Origin of the sequence: Paenibacillus nasutitermitis (assembly GCF_014641075.1) — a bacterium.
Taxonomy (GTDB): Bacteria; Bacillota; Bacilli; order Paenibacillales; family Paenibacillaceae; genus Paenibacillus_Z; species Paenibacillus_Z nasutitermitis.
This window is the reverse complement of the sequence record NZ_BMHP01000002.1, coordinates 940,125-957,885: the sequence shown is the minus strand read 5'-3', so window position 1 is coordinate 957,885 and position 17,761 is coordinate 940,125. Positions and strand designations below refer to the sequence as shown.

The 17,761-nt window shown below is 53.5% G+C and carries 18 protein-coding genes; 16 read left to right on the top strand and 2 right to left on the bottom strand.

The window, feature by feature from the left end:
• The first annotated feature begins 113 nt into the window (after positions 1-113).
• The 7 genes from ald to IEY46_RS14555 all read left to right on the top strand — a co-directional run bounded on the left by ald (position 114) and on the right by IEY46_RS14555 (position 6,376).
• A complete protein-coding gene (gene ald / locus IEY46_RS14585; RefSeq protein ID WP_188992716.1) occupies positions 114-1,226 on the top strand; it encodes an alanine dehydrogenase in 1,113 nt (370 codons plus the stop codon).
• A 135-nt stretch (positions 1,227-1,361) separates the two neighbouring features.
• Entirely contained in the window at positions 1,362-1,592 is a 231-nt protein-coding gene (locus IEY46_RS14580; protein WP_188992715.1) for a DUF4227 family protein, read from the top strand.
• A gap of 132 nt (positions 1,593-1,724) precedes the next feature.
• Entirely contained in the window at positions 1,725-2,624 is a 900-nt protein-coding gene (gene xerD / locus IEY46_RS14575) for a site-specific tyrosine recombinase XerD (RefSeq protein WP_188993848.1), read from the top strand.
• Between the two features lie 53 nt (positions 2,625-2,677).
• Positions 2,678-3,853 (top strand): phosphopentomutase, encoded by a 1,176-nt coding sequence (locus tag IEY46_RS14570; RefSeq protein WP_188992714.1) that lies wholly within the window; start codon positions 2,678-2,680, stop codon positions 3,851-3,853.
• Positions 3,854-3,882: 29 nt separating this feature from the next.
• Positions 3,883-4,707 carry a purine-nucleoside phosphorylase gene (locus tag IEY46_RS14565; RefSeq protein ID WP_188992713.1) on the top strand — a complete coding sequence of 275 codons (825 nt, stop codon included), beginning with the start codon at positions 3,883-3,885 and terminating at the stop codon, positions 4,705-4,707.
• Between the two features lie 109 nt (positions 4,708-4,816).
• The gene (locus tag IEY46_RS14560; RefSeq protein ID WP_229750299.1) at positions 4,817-5,002 is read left to right on the top strand and encodes a Spo0E family sporulation regulatory protein-aspartic acid phosphatase; all 186 of its coding nucleotides are present in this window, start codon (positions 4,817-4,819) and stop codon (positions 5,000-5,002) included.
• Between the two features lie 42 nt (positions 5,003-5,044).
• Positions 5,045-6,376, top strand: coding sequence for a pyrimidine-nucleoside phosphorylase (locus IEY46_RS14555; protein WP_188992711.1), 1,332 nt, complete (start codon positions 5,045-5,047; stop codon positions 6,374-6,376).
• A gap of 89 nt (positions 6,377-6,465) precedes the next feature.
• Here the strand turns inward: IEY46_RS14555 and IEY46_RS14550 are convergent, their stop codons facing one another.
• Positions 6,466-7,092, bottom strand: coding sequence for a GntR family transcriptional regulator (locus IEY46_RS14550; RefSeq protein WP_188992710.1), 627 nt, complete (start codon positions 7,090-7,092; stop codon positions 6,466-6,468).
• Between the two features lie 142 nt (positions 7,093-7,234).
• On the opposite strand from IEY46_RS14550, the gene IEY46_RS14545 reads away from it, so the two are divergent.
• The 5 genes from IEY46_RS14545 to IEY46_RS14525 all read left to right on the top strand — a co-directional run bounded on the left by IEY46_RS14545 (position 7,235) and on the right by IEY46_RS14525 (position 11,832).
• Entirely contained in the window at positions 7,235-7,876 is a 642-nt protein-coding gene (locus tag IEY46_RS14545) for a GntR family transcriptional regulator (protein ID WP_188992709.1), read from the top strand.
• A gap of 100 nt (positions 7,877-7,976) precedes the next feature.
• Positions 7,977-9,125 (top strand): mandelate racemase/muconate lactonizing enzyme family protein, encoded by a 1,149-nt coding sequence (locus IEY46_RS14540; RefSeq protein WP_188992708.1) that lies wholly within the window; start codon positions 7,977-7,979, stop codon positions 9,123-9,125.
• A gap of 17 nt (positions 9,126-9,142) precedes the next feature.
• The gene (locus IEY46_RS14535; protein WP_229750298.1) at positions 9,143-10,162 is read left to right on the top strand and encodes an alcohol dehydrogenase catalytic domain-containing protein; all 1,020 of its coding nucleotides are present in this window, start codon (positions 9,143-9,145) and stop codon (positions 10,160-10,162) included.
• A 17-nt stretch (positions 10,163-10,179) separates the two neighbouring features.
• Positions 10,180-11,049 carry a fumarylacetoacetate hydrolase family protein gene (locus IEY46_RS14530; protein ID WP_188992707.1) on the top strand — a complete coding sequence of 290 codons (870 nt, stop codon included), beginning with the start codon at positions 10,180-10,182 and terminating at the stop codon, positions 11,047-11,049.
• A 15-nt stretch (positions 11,050-11,064) separates the two neighbouring features.
• Positions 11,065-11,832, top strand: a complete 768-nt coding sequence (locus IEY46_RS14525; RefSeq protein WP_188992706.1) for an SDR family NAD(P)-dependent oxidoreductase — start codon at positions 11,065-11,067, stop codon at positions 11,830-11,832.
• A gap of 56 nt (positions 11,833-11,888) precedes the next feature.
• Here IEY46_RS14525 and IEY46_RS14520 read toward each other — a convergent pair whose 3' ends face one another.
• Positions 11,889-12,680, bottom strand: a complete 792-nt coding sequence (locus IEY46_RS14520; protein WP_188992705.1) for a helix-turn-helix domain-containing protein — start codon at positions 12,678-12,680, stop codon at positions 11,889-11,891.
• A 129-nt stretch (positions 12,681-12,809) separates the two neighbouring features.
• Between IEY46_RS14520 and IEY46_RS14515 the strand changes: the two genes are divergently transcribed.
• The 4 genes from IEY46_RS14515 to spoIIAB all read left to right on the top strand — a co-directional run bounded on the left by IEY46_RS14515 (position 12,810) and on the right by spoIIAB (position 17,761).
• Positions 12,810-15,059 carry an FAD-dependent oxidoreductase gene (locus IEY46_RS14515; protein WP_188992704.1) on the top strand — a complete coding sequence of 750 codons (2,250 nt, stop codon included), beginning with the start codon at positions 12,810-12,812 and terminating at the stop codon, positions 15,057-15,059.
• A gap of 249 nt (positions 15,060-15,308) precedes the next feature.
• The gene (locus IEY46_RS14510; protein WP_188992703.1) at positions 15,309-16,499 is read left to right on the top strand and encodes a D-alanyl-D-alanine carboxypeptidase family protein; all 1,191 of its coding nucleotides are present in this window, start codon (positions 15,309-15,311) and stop codon (positions 16,497-16,499) included.
• Positions 16,500-16,964: 465 nt separating this feature from the next.
• The gene (spoIIAA, locus tag IEY46_RS14505) at positions 16,965-17,318 is read left to right on the top strand and encodes an anti-sigma F factor antagonist (RefSeq protein ID WP_188992702.1); all 354 of its coding nucleotides are present in this window, start codon (positions 16,965-16,967) and stop codon (positions 17,316-17,318) included.
• Complete coding sequence (spoIIAB, locus tag IEY46_RS14500) at positions 17,315-17,761, top strand: anti-sigma F factor (RefSeq protein WP_188992701.1); 447 nt, start codon at positions 17,315-17,317, stop codon at positions 17,759-17,761. The genes spoIIAA and spoIIAB overlap by 4 nt, the downstream gene beginning before the upstream one ends.

Below are 17,761 nucleotides of genomic sequence, written 5' to 3'. Positions count from 1 at the left end.
GCCGTCACATAATTTACGTGGATGCGGGAAATCGTATGGGGAAGACTGTCAACAAATTCTTATCATGCATATGAAGAAGAATAGGTATGTCTAGGTGACTAGGAGGCGTTCGTATGAGGATTGGAGTGCCGAAGGAAATCAAATCGGGCGAGTATCGCGTGGCGCTTACGCCCGCTGGCGCCGCTATTCTGTCCGCCGCCGGTCATGAGGTGCTGATCGGCCCCGGTGCTGGTGAGGGAAGCGGCTTTCCGGACGAAGCCTATATGGCCGAAGGCGCTCTAATCGCCGCGGATGCCGCGGATGTCTGGTCACGCGCCGAGATGATTATGAAGGTGAAGGAACCGTTGCCTGAGGAATACGGTTATTTCCGCAGCGGACTCATGCTGTTTACTTACTTGCATTTGGCTGCGGCAGTACCGCTTGCGCGGGCGCTGGCCGATGCCGGGGTCTCGGCTGTCGCTTATGAAACGATCCAGCTGGATAATGGGACTCTGCCGCTTCTGACACCGATGAGCGAGGTGGCTGGACGGATGGCCGTTCAGATAGGGGCGCAATTTCTGGAGGCCTTCTACGGGGGCAGGGGCGTGCTGCTGGGAGGCGTGCCTGGTGTTCCTCCGGCAGAGGTTATCATTTTGGGCGGCGGCATAGTCGGCACCAATGCGGCGAGAATAGCGCTTGGAATGGGCGCTAGTGTCGTTATTTTGGAGAAAAGCACTGAGCGGATGCGTTATATCGATGAAGTATTCGGAGGCCGTATCCGCACGCTGATGTCCCATTCCCACAACATCGCGGCTGCAGTCCGCAGGGCGGATCTGCTGATCGGTGCTGTCCTTATTCCAGGTGCCAAAGCGCCGAATCTCGTGCCGGAGGAGATGGTCAAAACGATGAAGAAAGGTGCGGTAATCGTTGATGTAGCGGTTGACCAAGGCGGCACGATTGCAACAATCGATAGGGTCACCACACATTCCGACCCGATTTATGTGAAACATGGCGTCCTTCACTATGCCGTTGCCAATATGCCTGGAGCTGTTCCGCGGACATCGACCTACGCGCTGACGAACGTGACCATCCCTTATGCGCTGGAACTGGCCAAGGCCGGACTCGCATCGGCAGCGGAACACAATCGTTCACTCGCCAAAGGTGTGAACGTCTACAAAGGCCATATTACTCACCCGCAGGTTGCGGATGCGGTAGGAATGCCGTATGTCCGGCTGGAGACGTTATAGTCTGATTCCTTGTTTTCTCAGGTGCCCGGTGGCCAAGACATGAATGACGTATCTCTCACATAAGGTTAAAAAGAGGACAATCGGCTGTAAATAACCCAGAGTCCTCGTATTTCCTAAAGTGGGGAGTCGATAAACGTGGTCTTGTCGGTACGAAAATGGGTCAGGCGGATAACCTTTGTCCTGCTGCTGTCGATTCTTACCCTCATCATGTACGGCGGTTGCCGGTTAGCTGCTACCTGGATCGTTCCATCCGATCCGTACCGAATTCCGCAAGGGCATGCACTTAAGGTTTTTCATCCTTATGCCGTCGTTGACGATACCAGCCTTTTCGAAAGGCTCAAAGTCTTTTACTGGTATGGAGAATAAACCACAGCAGCCGTCTGGAAGAGCCGTTTCGACAGGAAAAGGCTAGGTTTGGCAGGAAAACGTCGATGCTTGTTGAATATAGCAGGTGTAGAGATTGTGAAGCTGAACGTATTTACGGGAAAGGAACAACACATGAAAGCTCATCTGCAGACGTTCATCCGTTTTTTAGAAGCCCAGAGAAGGCTTTCCCCAAACACGCTCGCTTCCTATGAACGGGATCTGGTTGGTTTTCTCGATTTTTCGGCGGGGCAGGGATTGAACGGGATCCCTGATATTCAAATGCATCATATTTCCCGCTATTTGCTTATGCTCCGGCAGCAGGGAAGAGCTACGGCAACCGTATCGCGGCATACGGTTTCTATTCGTTCGTTTTTTCATTATCTGACAAGCCAGCGGATCATTGCGCATGATCCGTCGCTCAACATGGAGACACCCAAGCAGGAGAAACGGATTCCGAAAGTGCTGACCGTGGAGGAAGTGGAATGCCTGCTTGCCGCACCCGACGCCTCGACGCTTGCCGGAATTCGGGACAAGGCTATGCTGGAGCTGCTTTATGCTACCGGCATTCGTGTTTCGGAGCTGATTTCCCTGGACGTCGACCATGTCGACTTATCGCTCGGTTTTATCCGGTGCGTGGGAGCAGGCGCCAAGGAGCGGATCATCCCTCTCGGGGGCATTGCTTGCGACGCGCTGTCCGCTTACCTGGTCTCCATCCGCCATAAGTTGGTGAAGGAGGGGAGCGCGGAGAGCGCTCTTTATCTCAACCAGCTTGGAACGCGTATGACGAGACAGGGCTTCTGGAAAATGATCAAGAAATACACGGTTGAAGCGGGGATCAAAAGCGAAATTACGCCGCATACCCTGCGCCATTCCTTTGCTGCCCATTTGCTGGAAAATGGGGCGGATCTGCGGTCGGTACAGGAAATGCTGGGGCATGCCGATATTTCCACGACGCAGATTTATACCCAGGTGACCAAATTGCGCATCAAGGATGTTTATAATCAAGCTCATCCCAGGGCAAAAGTAAAATAAACGGCAGAAGAATGAATACTTTGATATTGGAAATAAGAGGAGTGATAGGACGAATGAGATTTGATCGAATTGCGCTGGTTGTGCTTGACAGCGTGGGAATAGGTGAGCTTCCTGATGCCGCTTCGTTTGGAGATGAGGGCGCACACACGATCGGTCATATCCTGGATCGAGTGCCAAACCTTGAATTACCCCATTTGCGCAGCTTCGGACTTGACCGGATCACCAAGCTTGGCGATTGGACGCCTGAAGGCGACGTCATCGCTTCTTATGGCAAGATGGCAGAAGTATCGGTTGGAAAGGACACGATGACCGGCCACTGGGAGCTGGCAGGCCTGAAGCTGACAACCCCTTTCCGCACCTTTCCAAGCGGCTTCCCGACAGACCTGCTGATGGCTTTTGAAGCCCGGACAGGACGCGGCGTTCTTGGCAATAAGCCGGCCAGCGGCACCGAGATCATCGAGGAACTGGGCGAGGAGCAGATGCGAACGGGCAAATGGATCGTTTACACGTCTGCGGACAGCGTGTTTCAGATTGCAGCCCACGAATCGGTTATTCCGCTGGACGAGCTGTATGAGGGGTGCCGGATTGCCCGCGAGCTGACCCTGGATGACCGTTATGCCATCGGCCGGGTTATTGCAAGACCTTACATAGGAGAGCCGGGAGCGTTCAAGCGCACGCCCAACCGTCACGATTATGCGGTGAAGCCGCCAGAACCCACACTCCTTAATGCTCTGCAGGACAAGAATTATGATGTGATCGCGGTCGGCAAAATCCATGACATATTTGACGGTGAAGGGGTAACCGAATCTCTTCCGACCAAAAGCAATGCGGACGGCATCCAAAAGACGGTTGAAGCGCTGGAGCGCCCGTTTAAAGGGCTGCTTTTCACCAACCTGGTAGATTTCGATTCGCTCCACGGCCACCGGCGCGATCCGCAAGGATATGCAGGTGCGCTAGAGGAATTCGACCGTGCGCTACCTGCTCTGATCGAGCGTTTGGGAGAGCGGGATCTCTTGATCATTACGGCCGATCACGGCAATGATCCGACGCATCCAGGCACGGACCATACGAGAGAATACGTGCCCCTGCTGGTTTATGGGCCAGCGCTTCAAGCGCCTGGACCGCTCGGGGTAAGATCGACATTCGCTGATGTGGCAGCGACGATTGCGGATAACTTCGGCGTTAAGCCGCCGCAGAATGGCGCATCGTTTATTAAAGGTTTACGTTAGCATATTATCTGGCAGGAGTGATCTTAAGAATGACAATACTAAATGCTTCCCATATTGCCGAAGCCGCGGCATTCATTACAAGCCGTACAGCGCTTAAACCCCAGGTAGGGCTTATTCTGGGCTCGGGACTCGGCGTGCTGGGCGATCATCTGAGCGATGCGGTTACGATTCCATACGAACAGATTCCCCATTTCCCCGTCTCTACAGTTGAAGGCCATGCGGGCGAATTGTTGATCGGGACGCTTTCCGGGCGCGCGGTCGTGCTGATGCGCGGCCGGTTTCATATGTATGAAGGTTACGGGCCGGAGCTGACCTCCTTCCCGGTACGGGTAATGAAAGCAATTGGTGTCGGCATCCTCGTGGTTACCAATGCAGCGGGCGGGATCCAGACAGGCTATGAGCCTGGCGACCTTATGCTGATCAGCGATCATATCAACCTGACGGGCCGCAATCCGCTTGTGGGTCCCAATGACAATGAACTCGGACCGCGGTTTCCTGACATGTCGGAGGCATACAGCCGCCGTTTGCGGGTGCTTGCCGCACAGACTGCGCAGAAGCAGGGCTTCTCATTGCGCGAAGGGGTCTATATCGGCGTATTGGGTCCGTCTTATGAGACACCGGCCGAAATTCGGATGATGCGTATTATGGGTGCGGATGCTGTCGGAATGTCGACGGTTGCCGAAGTTGTCGCAGCGCGCCATTCGGGTATTGAAGTGCTTGGAATATCCTGTATCAGCAACATGGCCTCGGGTATATTGGATCAGCCTCTGTCCCATCAAGAGGTTATGGAAACGACGGAGAAAGTAAAAACACGGTTCCTGGGACTTGTTGAAGAGATCATACCACTCCTTTAATTGCATTTTTTGTAACAAAAATGTAATAATGGCCTCGACCGATTCTGACATCCTTTGTTCCGTAACCGTCGTATAATGTCCGTGATAAATCGAAAAAGTGAGGATTTTCATGGACAACCATATGAATCATCGATTGGAACGTTTACGGGGACAACTGGTGGCAACCGCCATGCGGAAGCAGACATTCCTGCACGGGGATGTGCTGCTGCTGAGCCAGTCGCTTGATCAGCTCATTTTGAAGGCCCAGGCTGAAAAAAGCAAATCGCTTGAATTACAGGAAAGTAAACCAGTTTGACTCGACATAATCTTAGCACCCTCATAAGGAGGACGGGAAAAGATGCGCGCAGTGGATCTCATTCACAAGAAACGGAGCGGCGAATCCCTGACTGCGGAGGAGCTGTCTTTTCTCATTGAAGGCTACAGCAGGGGCGACATTCCGGATTACCAGATGTCGGCTTGGGCGATGGCTGTTTATTTTCAGGGCATGACAGCTGAAGAAACCGCCCATTTGACGCTTGCGATGGCGGAATCGGGCGATCAGGTCGACCTTACTTCCATTCAGGGCATTAAAGCGGACAAGCACAGCACCGGCGGCGTAGGGGACAAGACGACGCTTATTGTCGCGCCGCTGGTGGCGGCATGCGGCGTACCTGTTGCGAAGATGTCCGGCAGGGGTCTCGGTCATACCGGCGGAACCATTGACAAGCTGGAATCTATGGCCGGCTTCCGCACGGAGCTCTCCAGGGAGCAGTTCTTTGCGCAGGTGAACGAGATCGGAATTGCGGTGATCGGACAGAGCGGCAATATTACGCCGGCAGACAAGAAGCTCTATGCACTGCGGGATGTGACGGCCACAGTGGAATCGATTCCGCTTATTGCAAGTTCGGTCATGAGCAAGAAGATCGCAGCCGGTGCGGACGCCATCGTTCTGGATGTGAAGACAGGCAGCGGAGCGTTCATGAAGACGCTGGAAGATTCCGAGGCGCTGGCAGCTGCGATGGTGGGGATCGGCTCGCAGGTCGGCCGCCGGACGGCAGCGCTGATCAGCGACATGGATCAGCCGCTCGGATATGCAATCGGCAACGCGCTTGAGGTGGAAGAAGCCATTGCCGTTTTGCAAGGGAATGGTCCCCGCGATCTGCTGGATCTATGTCTGGCCTTAAGTGCGCATATGGTCGTGTTGGGCGGACAGGCGGATCATCTGGAAGCGGCGGAAGTGATGCTCCTTGAGCGGCTGGAATCCGGCGCCGCCCTAGCCAAGTTCCGCGCTTTCGTCGCGGCGCAGGGGGGCGATCCCGCAGTAGCGGATGACCCCGGCCTGCTCCCGAGAGCTCCGGTGATCATCGAGGTGATCGTGCAGCAGGAAGGTTACGTGCTGCATATCGATGCGGAGCAGCTCGGCCTTGCCGCGATGATGCTGGGCGCCGGACGCGCGGCGAAGGATGATGCCATTGACCATGCGGTGGGACTGGTACTCAAACGCAAGGTGGGCGACAGTGTGAAAGCCGGCGATGTTATCGCCCTGCTTCATGCCCGCGAAGACAGTCCGTCCGTGGAGGCGGCCATGCAGCGTGTCAGGGAGGCCTATACGATTAACGGGAACAAGAAGCCGGCTGACAAGCCGCTGCTGTTATCAGTTGTAACGGCTGAGGGCATTAAGCGGTTTTGATTCCAGGATGAGGGAGGCAGCGGTGCTTGTGCCGCTGCCTTTTGGCGTTTTACGGGCAAGCAGCCGGCTCCGCCAGAACTGCAGCATCTTCAAGACCAGGTCCGCTTGAGCAGCTGGAAATAATGGAGCAGGGTGCCGGGGAGAAAGCTCGTGGGTTCAGCCAGCATGGCGAGAAAGCGGTCCAGACATTCCACGGTAGCCGCTTGATAAGGACTTTGCCATCGACGGTCGTTGTGAAACCAGAACAGCTTGGCGGTTGTAAGTTCGAACAACCGGGCGAATTCCTGATTATGGCCCAGAGACGACAGGTCTCTGAGCAGTTCATATTCAAATCTTCCCAGCGCACCGCTGTTATACTTGCCTCTGTCGGCAGGCAGCAAATCCTTGAATGTGCGCTCTGCCAGGCACCCGAGGCCGCCCAGTTCATCCGGATCGGCAGCCCGTGCCTGCTCGATGGCGAACAGTACAAGCGCGGCCAGAGTATCGAACAAGTCGCTTACGCGGTCAGCGGAGGAGTCGAGAATCAGCACGCCATGCTTGGGGACGATACGGACATAACCTTCCGTCTCCAGCTGCTGCAGGGCTGCTCGCACGGGAGTCCGGCTCATATCCAGCCGTTTGCTCAGCTCGATCTCCGAGGTCACAGAGCCTTTGGTTAACTCATTGGTCAGCATCCATTGTAAAATCGCATCATAGGCTTCCTTGCGCAGTCCCATTCCGGCAGCCTCCCATAAGATAGATAAAAACACACGTTAATGATTATAACATGAATCGGCATTTTTTCTGCCGGCATTTACGGCCGTAAAGATCTGTGATAGGCTTTGAAATAAAAAATCTAACTCAAGGAGTCCGCAGCCAATGGCAGATATCCAGACGACGAAAACAATGAAGGATACAGCATATGAAGCGATAAAGGAAGGGATTGTGAGCGGTGAATGGTCCGGCGGCACTTTTCTGTCGGAGAAATACCTCAGCGAGCTTCTGCAGATGAGCAAAACCCCTATCCGTTCGGCACTTGACCGGCTGGAGATGATTGGTCTGGTCAAGCTTTCTCCCAAGCAGGGAGTTATTGTCCAGGAGATTTCCCTGAAGAAAATATTGGAGATTTACGAGCTGCGCCTGGCGCTGGAAACCTTCGCCGCCAAGCAAATGACGGGGAAACTGGACGATACTTTTTTTATGCTGATGGATCGGAACCTGGAGCAGCAGGCCGAAGCTGTGAAGCAGGAGGATGTGGGGCTTTACGTCCGTCTGGACAGGGAATTTCACGAAATGATTGTGAGGGGTCTTGGCAATGATGAATTCACGGAAGCGATGTCGCGGATTCAGGATAAATTTCTCATTGCTGTACGTACAACCTTCGTTAAGAACAAGAAACGCTTGTGGGGAAGTCTGGAAGAGCATATTCGGATCCGGGAGGCCCTTACAGCCAGAGATGTTGTGCGAACGGAGCAATTGATCGCTGCACATATCGAATTTGTCAAAACGGTTCTGCTCTGATTTTGTTTTTTTGATGTATACAAGTTAGACATATTGTAAATCTGAGTTTGCCGTGGTACGTTAATTTCATCAACTATGGTTTGAAAGGATGAACGAAAAAATGAAAATTATTGACGTGCACACACATATTTTGGGCAATCCCTGGAAGAATTGGCTGTTTGTCCAGGTTGAAACCGATGAAGGGCTGACAGGGCTTGGAGAAGGAACGCTGAACGGCTTCGCCAAAACGGTGGAAGCGGCGATTCATGAGCTGAAGCATCTGGTAATCGGGATGGATCCTTTCGATGTAGAGACGATCAGCCTCAGGCTATTCCGCGATGTTTATTCTGACGGCGGACAAATCCAGGGTTCCGCGCTGGCTGCCATTGAAACGGCATGCTGGGATATAATGGGCAAGGCGCTTAATCAGCCTGTTTACAAGCTGTTAGGCGGCCGCTGCCATGACAAGCTGCGCTGCTACGCCAATGGCTGGTACCGCGGCCCAAGCACGCCGGAGAACTTCCATGAGAAAGCGACGGCGGTAGTGGCCAAAGGCTACACCGCGCTTAAATTCGATCCGTTCGGTGCGGCGTGGCGGACGGTGGAGAAACGCGATTTCAACCTGGCGCTTGAGAACATAGCGGCTGTGCGCGAGGCAGTAGGGCCGGATGTGGATATCCTTATTGAAGGGCATAACCGCTTCTCCGTACATACGGCGCTGCAGTTCGCGGAGGCTATGATGCCTTCCAACCCGACATGGTTCGAAGCTCCTGTTCCCCCGCTCCGCGTATCTTCCATGGTCGAAGTTGCCCGGCGCAGCCCGGTGCCGGTAGCCTGCGGAGAGGATTATTATTCGCGCGAGCAGTTCGCCGAGCTTCTCAAGCATGATGCCGTTCATATCATCCAGCTGGAACCGCAGTTCCTCGGAATATCGGCTTCCAAGCAGATCAGCGGCATGGTCCATGCCCACAACGGCGTAACAGCGCCGCATAGCGCACAGGGGCCTGTCTGCTCGGTAGTCTGTGCCCATCTGAATATGGCGACTCCGAACTTCTATATGCATGAGATCTTTGATGAATTCAACGAACCGTGGGAGGAAAATGTGCTTCTCCCGGGAATGAAAGTGGAGAATGGTTATCTGCAGCCGCCTGAAGGTCCGGGACTGGGCGTCGAACTGAACCTGGAGGAGGTTGGCAAGCATCCCTATCATGTAGGAAACTGGCTGCCACTGTTCCGTTCCGGCTGGGAAAAACGGGAGCGGATGGTATAGAGGGGGAGCTGAAGAATATGACGAATGAAGCGAAAACGATGAAGGCGCTTGTGTATGAAGGACCGCGGACCATGGAGATGCGCCAGGTGCCGGTGCCGGACATCAGGGAAGATGAGGTGCTGATCGCCGTTTCGAAGGTCGGAATCTGCGGTTCCGAGCTGGGTGGCTATCTGGGTCATAATTCCCTGCGCAAGCCGCCGCTTATTATGGGCCATGAATTTGCCGGTCTGGTGGAGAAGACGGGCGGAGCGGTCTTACGGACGTCCGCCGGCGCGCGAGTAACCGCTAATCCGCTGGTTACCTGCAGCATCTGCCGATTCTGCCAGTCGGGCGAGACCCAGCTGTGCCCGGAACGAAAGCTGCTCGGAGCCCATCTTCCCGGCGCTTTCGGGGAGTTCGTCGCAGTTGCGGAGCGGAATGTCTATGAGCTTGTGCCCCATGTATCCATGGAGGAAGGCGCATTCGCGGAGCCTTTTGCCTGCGCGGTGCATGTATGCCGTCTGCTTGATTTGAAGCCGGAGGACCGCCTTGTCATCTATGGAGCGGGGCCAATCGGATTGTTCACGCTCCAGGCTGCACAGGTCTGTGGAGCGCGCGACATTGTCATTGTCGATCTGAATGAAGCACGATTGGAAATCGCCAGAGAGCTGGGCGGCATTGCTGTAACCAGGCTAGAAGATTGCGGTTCATTGCCGGAAGGCGGGTTTGATGCCGCTGTGGATGCCGTTGGCGCACAGGTAACCCGCCAGGCCAGCGTGAACGCGCTGCGCTCTGGAGGCCGCTTAATCTTTACCGGGCTGCATGAAGCAGACAGCCAACTGCCGGTCAATGACATTATCCGCAGGGAAATTGTTATGAAGGGCGCGTTTGCTTATTCGCACCAAGATTTCGAAACCGCGCTGCATTGGATTGCAGAAGGAAAAGTGAACCTGCTGCCATGGACTGTAAGCGCTCCGCTTGAGGAAGGCGGCGCCTGCTTCGAGAAGCTGATCACAGGCCCCGGTAAAACAGCAAAAATTTTATTGACATTGAATTGAAAAAGGAGTTCGCTTAAATGAAGCTGCTGCAATTTATTCTCCGTGCTGATGCGGATCGCCATTTAAAGGTAGGAATACTGGAGGACGAAGCGCATGTACGCGTACTCAGGGCTGAGGGGACGGCGCGCAAACTGATAGAAGCAGCTGCCGAGTCCGCCAATGCTATAGAGGAACTCAAGCAGCTTGCCGAAGGCGGGGAGCTTATCCCCCTTCATGAAGTGAAGCTGCTCTCACCGCTTACGGATCCGGAGAAAATTATTTGTATAGGATTGAATTATTTCGATCATGTCATGGAATCCGGTATGCAGGTCCCTCAGAAACCGGTGCTTTTTCCAAAATTCAATAATTGCCTGGTTGGTCATGAGGATGAGGTTGTCATTCCCCGGGAAGTTACGCAATGCGACTATGAAGTGGAACTTGCCGTTGTGATTGGCAGGAGGGCCAGCAAGGTCAGCCGGGAGTCCGCAATGGATTATGTCTTTGGCTATACCATTCTTAACGACGTCAGCGCAAGAGATATCCAATTAAACGAACCCCAGTGGACACGCGGCAAAGCGGTAGATGGATTCGCTCCTACGGGCCCCTGGATTGTAACTGCGGACGAGATTGCAGATCCGGGACGGCTGGATATCTCCCTGCGTTTGAACGGTGAAATGATGCAGAATTCAAATACGAAAGAACTGATTTTCGATATTGCTTATCTCATTTCTTTCTTATCCAACACAATCACGCTGCAGCCGGGCGATATTATTAGTACGGGAACACCGCCGGGAGTTGGCATGGGCCGAACTCCGCAGATTTGGCTGAAGCCTGGGGACATTGTGGAGGTAGCTGTAGAGGGAATCGGCACGCTTCGCAGTATCTTCGCTGCGGAAAGCACAAGGTAAGAGGGGGAGCAAACGATGAGCTGGAAGGATAAGATTATTGTCGTAACGGGCGGCGGCGGCGGGATCGGCCGTGCTGTCTGCCACCGGTTTGCGGAAGCCGGAGCGCAGGTTGTGGTCGTAAACCGCACCGCAGAGAAAGCAGAGCGGGTTGCCCGTGAAATTACGGAAGCAGGGCATCGAGCTGTCGGCATGGCAGCTGATGTATCTTCAGAGGCCGATGTGAAGCGTGTTGTCCACGATACCCTGGAGGCATACGGTAAAATCGATGTCATGGTCAATAATGCGGCCGTTTGTCCGCAAATCCGTCTGGCAGACCTGACTTTGGATACATGGAATCAGGTGATCACGAATAACCTGACCTCGGTCTTCCTCTTCTGCCGCGAAGTCATTCCATCCATGGTCGAAGCCGGCGGAGGCGCAATCGTCAACGTCAGTTCGGTTCATGCGCTGGCCACTTTGGAAGGGTATTCCGCCTACTCCGCCTCTAAAGGCGGAATCGTCGCCTTGACGCGGGCAATCGCTCTGGATTATGCCAGACAGAATATTCGCGTCAACGTGGTTCTCCCAGGCGCGGTACAAACACCGATGCTGGAAGGAAGCGTCAAAAACCTCGATACGCCGCGGGAAGAGATCATGAAACAGTGGAACGATTCCCAGCCGATCGGCCGTGTCGGACAGCCTGAGGAAATCGCCTCGGTCATCATGTTTGCCGCAAGCGACGAAAATTCTTTCATGACCGGAGCGACGCTGGTTGCCGACGGAGGCATGACCATTGATTTGTAGCGGACTTTCGAGGGCGACGCGGATTCTTCTGCATCCGGTCTGGATGAACGAAGGCTTCAGACCTGATTGAGCCTGCGAAATACGGAAGGGCGCATCCGCTGATGCTTCTCGAATACCCGGCTGAAATAATAACCGTTGTCATATCCGCAGCGCTGAGCGATCTCATCCATCGTCAGCGCTGTTTCTTTGAGCAGGAGAACGGCTTGGGACAGCCGGATATCCGCTAACAATCCGGAAGGTGTCGCCCCGAAAGCGGCACGGAAGCGTCTTGTCAGTTGAACAGGCGTGATGCCGAATTCGGAAGCCAGCTCTGCCATTTGAAGATTTCCAAGCGCCCGCGCCTGAAGCTCCTTCCGCACCTCCAACATCAGATCATCCCCGTTCTCCAGTTGTTTTGGCTGTCTTGCTGCCCACTCCCGCTCAAATATGGCCATATTCAGCATATCGGTTAGCATATACGTTTTCCAGTCATGAGATCGCTGGTCCGTGAGTGCTGCCAACTGGCGCAAATAAGCGAAGCTGGTTGACAGCCTTAGCGTATCGGCGATCCTGACCCGTACCTCAGCCGTTGGATCATCCAAAGGGGATTCCGCACTATTCCATTCGAATTGCACGAAATGAAAGGATACAGGATGCAGCGCGCGGCGGTGAAACCAGACCTGCGGCGGACACAGGATCAATTCATTCTCGGCGGCAGTCCCTTTCTGTCCGCCGATATCATATTGGAATGTTCCCTTTTCTACCGCGAATAGCGTCCAGTACGGATAGCGGTCTTTGTCCAGGGCAAAGACCTCTTTGCGGTTCCAGTATATATGGCTGTGAAGCGTGACAGCGAAGGAAGGACTCACAGGGACAGCACCTCTCCATATGGCGAAATAAAGTATATCTCATATTGTAACATGATGCATTCATCTCTATGAGCAGATTTTATACAATGAAATAAATTAAATCTAATTAGCTTATAAGGCGGTGCAAGAATGAGAAATGAATCCCTGCAATTTGATGTGACGGTTATAGGCGGCGGTCTTGCGGGCTTATGCGCAGCAATAGCGGCTGCCAGATTGGGGAGCAAAGTGGCGCTCGTGCACAACCGATCTGTGCTTGGAGGCAATTCCAGCAGTGAAGTCCGGGTTTGGGTCTGCGGCGCGACAGCCCATGGGACGAATCGGTATGCCAGGGAAACCGGAATTATGGGCGAGCTGTTTGTGGAGAATCAGTACCGGAATAAAGAAGGAAATCCGTATATTTGGGATCTGGTACTGATGGAAGCGGTCCGGGCTGAAGCAAATATCAGCCTGTTTCTTAATACCGATGTTCATGAAGTGGATGCGGAAGGCGGCGAGGACAATCGCAACATCAAGTCCGTGACAGGCTGGATGATGGGCTCGGAGCGGCGTATTCAATTTCATAGTCCGATGTTTCTGGATTGCACGGGAGACGGACTTGTCGGCTTCCTGGCCGGGGCCAGGCACCGGATCGGCAGAGAGGCCAAATCGGAATACCAGGAGGATTGGGCGCCGGAAACAGCCGATAATATTACGCTTGGCAGCACGCTCCTGTTCTATACGAAGGATACCGGTCAACCGGTGAAATATATCGCGCCGAGCTTTGCCAAGGATATCCAGTCAACGAGCATACCGCTGAAGCGGGTCATCCGCAGCGGTGACAATGGCTGTGCCTACTGGTGGATCGAATGGGGCGGCGAGCATGATATCGTGCATGACAACGAAGCGATCCGTGACGAGCTGTGGGCGGTGATCTACGGAATTTGGGATTATATTAAGAACTCCGGCCAGTTCGATTCCGAAACCATGACGCTGGAATGGGTAGGCAGTGTTCCAGGCAAACGTGAATACCGACGCTTCCTGGGCGATTATGTGCTGAACCAGCAGGATATTCTGGCCCAAACCCCATTTGAGGACAGAGTCGCTTTCGGCGGATGGTCGATCGATTTGCATCCCCCGCAAGGGGTTTATTCCCAGCAAAGCGGCTCCAAGCATCTGTTTGCGGATGGCATTTATCATATTCCGTTTCGCAGCCTGTATTCTTCCAATGTGAATAACCTGATGTTCGCCGGACGTAACATCAGCGCTTCGCATGTGGCTTTTGGAACCACACGGGTCATGGCCACCTGTGCGGTAATCGGTGAAGCGGCGGGGACAGGGGCAGCATTATGTCTGCGTCAGGGTGTTTCACCGCGGGAGCTTCATAGGAACCATCTGGAACTGCTTCAGCAAACGCTTCTCAGGCAGGACGCTTCCCTCATCGGGGTAGTGAACCGCGATCCGCATGATTTGGCCCGTGCAGCCCGGATAAGCGCTTCGAGCTTCCTCACGCAGCTTAATGTGGAGAACGCCGGCAATGTACGGAATCTGAATGAGGACACAGGGGTTCTTGTGCCCGTTGACCCCGGTCTTGACGGGATGGAGCTTCTCCTCACAGCCGCGGCGACAGTCACGTTGACCGTTGAGTTGTGGACGACCGGCAAGCGGGAAAACTATGTGCCTCATACACAGATTGACACCTATGAAGTTGAAGTGAAGCAAGGCCCTTCGCAGTGGGTCCGCATTCCGCTGAAGTGGCGCCCGGAATCGCCGGCTAATGCTTTTATCATAATTAAAGCGAACGAGTCCGTAACCCTGCACAGCTCCGTGCAGCCGCAAACCGGTATTATTGTCTTCGAAAAAGGTCCGCAGCCGATTGTATCCGCCGAGCTTGACGTCCAGCCCGCACAACCTGTGGCGCAGTGGCGCATGCACGGACAGGCTCGCAGCCCTTTATGCATCCGCTTGACGGCTCCGACCAGCGCCTACTCACCGGATAAAGCGGCGGGAGGCTATAATCGGCCATACGGGGGGCCGCAGCTATGGTCCTCCGGCACTTTAACCGAAGCCGGGGAGGAGTGGCTTGAGCTGAGCTGGGAGCATACGCAGCTCATCCGCGAGATCCAGCTTACCTTCAATGACGATGTAAACGAGGATCTGATCAACCTTCATCATCATTTCACCCCGTTTGAAGTGATTCCGGAGCTTGTGAAACATTATCGCGTGGACATCTTTGGCTCAGACGGATGGAGTACCGCCGTAGAGGTACAGGATAACCATAGGAGAAAAAGAATCCACCGCCTGTCCAGCGCCGTGACGGCTGAGAAGCTTCGCCTTGTTGTATTAGAGACTAACGGATGTCCGCGTGCAGAAGTAACCGAAATTCGGGTATACGGCGGATAGTCTATGCGGCATGCATGGCAGCGACCAGAAATGAGGTCACTATAAACCGGAAAGCAGGATGAAACTGGGAAGAAGAAACTAGAATAGCATTTGTCATCTCTTAATTTAAGAGGCATGCGGCGCATGCCTCTTTTCTTTTGGTCCATTATGGAATATTTTAGCTGCTATCGGTCCACACTAAGGATGAGATAGTAGACAAAAATGCGGCCCTGCTCCGCGCAGGCATCATCCTAGGAGGGATCTAAGATCATGAATCGAAATTGGAAGCGAATATTGGTTGGATGTATAGCGGCTGCTATGGTGTTTGCTGTGCCTGTAGCAGTCTTTGCGCGCGAGAAAACGCCTGTCAAGCCGGCGCCTGCCGCCCAAAGCAATTTGGCGGAAGCCGCCAAGTCCGCCATTTTGATGGATGCTGACAGCGGTACCATTATTTTCGAGAAGAACAGCCATGACCGCTTACCGCCTGCCAGCATTACAAAGGTCATGACATTGCTGCTCATTATGGAAGCTTTGGATGAAGGAAAAATCAAAATGACGGATAAGGTATCGACCAGTGAATATGCGGCATCCATGGGAGGCTCGCAAATTTTTCTGGAACCGGGCGAGGAAATGAGCGTTGACGAAATGATCAAAGGCATTGCGCTCGCTTCGGGAAATGACGCCTCTGTTGCGATGGCCGAGAAGTTAGCGGGAACGGAGGCGGAGTTCGTCAACCAGATGAACAAGCGCGCACAGGAGCTGGGAATGAAAAACACCCACTTCGTCAACTGCAACGGACTGCCTGTAGCGGATCATTATTCTTCGGCGCATGATATCGCGATCATGTCCAAAGAGCTTCTCAAGCATAGTGAAATAACGAAATATACAGGAATGTATCAAGACTACTTGCGCAAATCGAGCGCTAAGCCGTTCTGGCTCGTTAATACCAATAAGCTCGTTCGGTTTTACAGCGGCGCGGACGGCTTGAAAACCGGCTTTACAACGGAAGCCAAGTTCTGTCTGACAGCAACGGCACGCCGCGACAATTTGCGGGTAATCGCTGTCGTGATGGGGGAGCCGAACACAAAGACGCGCAACGCGGAAGTATCCCAAATGTTTGATTATTCCTTTGCCCAATATATGAACCACTCGATCTTCAAGGAAGGCGAGAAAATGGGTACCGTACAGGTCGAGAAAGGCAATATTCCGAAGCTGGAGCTGACGGCGAAACATTCCTACAGCGTATTGCTGAAAAAAGGCAGCCCTGTCAAGGATATCCGTTATGAGCTTCGTATGGAGCCGCTCAAGGCACCGGTTACGATTAACGAACCCATTGGCAAGTTGATTGTTTACCAGGGCGACCAGGTGCTGACCGAATTTCCCGTGGACTCTCCGGCATCCGTCGAGCGTGCGGGCTGGTGGACCCTGTTCAAGCGGACAAGCGCGAACTTGTTTTCTTAAAAGCTTTTGGCGCGAGCCAAAAGCTGCTACGGAAGGATAAGCTAAGCTTTTGGCGCGAGCCAAAAGCTGCTACGGAAGGATAAGCTAAGCTTTTGGCGCGAGCCAAAAGCTGCTACGGAAGGATAGGCTAAGCTTTTGGCGCGAGCCAAAAGCTTAGCCCTGACATGCGGCGAATTCCGCAGATCCAGCGGTTTTTGTCAGCTCATAGCGTCTAGCTTCTAGTTTTGTCGTGAGGCAGGAATTAGAAGCAGAGATAGAGAAATCCTTGTTCAACATCTTGCGGGAGCTGATGCATAGGCCGCCGCAGATGATGATGCCAAGAGACCGCTGTTTGCTCTGTTCGGGCAAGACGCGGCGGCTTCGGGCAGAAGCTCTTAAAAACCGGACAGGCTTTTCTTAACCCTATGGGTAAGAAACACATAATCCGGGTGTGGATTGCAATAACTTTTGGGAGTGAACAAGGCTATGAGTCTGCAGGTTGAATTGGAGCATTCTCGCAATGTGCTCATTGTAAGGCTGCGTGGCGAGCTTGATCACCACACGGCTGATGTCGTCCGCTTCAAGATGGAGGAAGCGATTCTGCGTGGCAATATCGATCATATTATTCTTAGTTTAAAGGATCTTCTGTTTATGGACAGCTCCGGTCTCGGCGTGATCCTCGGCCGTTACAAGCAGCTCAAAGCCAAAGGCGGGAAAATGGTAGTCTGCGACGTCAATCAGGGCGTCTACCGGTTGTTTGAGCTTTCGGGTCTGTTCAAAATATTGTCGATTCACGAGAATGAGCGTTTAGCGCTCTCAAGTCTGGAGGTCGTCTCATGAACGGAACGAATGAGATGAAGCTGTCATTTTCCGCTCGATCGGAAAATGAGTCTTTTGCCCGTGTCACGGTTGCTGCCTTTATCTCCCAGCTGGATCCTACCATGGAAGAATTGAACGATTTGAAAACAGTCGTTTCTGAAGCGGTCACCAATGCCATTATTCACGGTTATGACAGCAACGAAAGCGGCATGGTTACGATTGAAGCGCTCATTACCGGTGATGTGGTGAGGCTGGTTGTCAAAGATGACGGCCACGGTATTGAAGATCTGGATTTGGCCCGTCAGCCCTTGTACACCTCTAAGCCGGAGCTGGAGCGGTCCGGGATGGGTTTTACCATTATGGAAAATTTCATGGACGGCTTTGACGTTTCGAGCGAACCCGGCAAAGGCACATCTATTGCGATGACGAAGCGTATCGAATCGAAAAAAGCGCTTTTTAACTAA

Bases quoted from the DNA above. Each gene is read 5' to 3' on its own strand.
- ald (WP_188992716.1), top strand. From the start codon at position 114: ATGAGGATTGGAGTGCCGAAGGAAATCAAATCGGGCGAGTATCGCGTG.
- xerD (WP_188993848.1), top strand. From the start codon at position 1,725: ATGAAAGCTCATCTGCAGACGTTCATCCGTTTTTTAGAAGCCCAGAGA.
- IEY46_RS14570 (WP_188992714.1), top strand. From the start codon at position 2,678: ATGAGATTTGATCGAATTGCGCTGGTTGTGCTTGACAGCGTGGGAATA.
- IEY46_RS14565 (WP_188992713.1), top strand. From the start codon at position 3,883: ATGACAATACTAAATGCTTCCCATATTGCCGAAGCCGCGGCATTCATT.
- IEY46_RS14560 (WP_229750299.1), top strand. From the start codon at position 4,817: ATGGACAACCATATGAATCATCGATTGGAACGTTTACGGGGACAACTG.
- IEY46_RS14555 (WP_188992711.1), top strand. From the start codon at position 5,045: ATGCGCGCAGTGGATCTCATTCACAAGAAACGGAGCGGCGAATCCCTG.
- IEY46_RS14550 (WP_188992710.1), bottom strand. From the start codon at position 7,092: ATGGGACTGCGCAAGGAAGCCTATGATGCGATTTTACAATGGATGCTG.
- IEY46_RS14545 (WP_188992709.1), top strand. From the start codon at position 7,235: ATGGCAGATATCCAGACGACGAAAACAATGAAGGATACAGCATATGAA.
- IEY46_RS14540 (WP_188992708.1), top strand. From the start codon at position 7,977: ATGAAAATTATTGACGTGCACACACATATTTTGGGCAATCCCTGGAAG.
- IEY46_RS14535 (WP_229750298.1), top strand. From the start codon at position 9,143: ATGACGAATGAAGCGAAAACGATGAAGGCGCTTGTGTATGAAGGACCG.
- IEY46_RS14530 (WP_188992707.1), top strand. From the start codon at position 10,180: ATGAAGCTGCTGCAATTTATTCTCCGTGCTGATGCGGATCGCCATTTA.
- IEY46_RS14525 (WP_188992706.1), top strand. From the start codon at position 11,065: ATGAGCTGGAAGGATAAGATTATTGTCGTAACGGGCGGCGGCGGCGGG.
- IEY46_RS14515 (WP_188992704.1), top strand. From the start codon at position 12,810: ATGAGAAATGAATCCCTGCAATTTGATGTGACGGTTATAGGCGGCGGT.
- IEY46_RS14510 (WP_188992703.1), top strand. From the start codon at position 15,309: ATGAATCGAAATTGGAAGCGAATATTGGTTGGATGTATAGCGGCTGCT.
- spoIIAA (WP_188992702.1), top strand. From the start codon at position 16,965: ATGAGTCTGCAGGTTGAATTGGAGCATTCTCGCAATGTGCTCATTGTA.
- spoIIAB (WP_188992701.1), top strand. From the start codon at position 17,315: ATGAACGGAACGAATGAGATGAAGCTGTCATTTTCCGCTCGATCGGAA.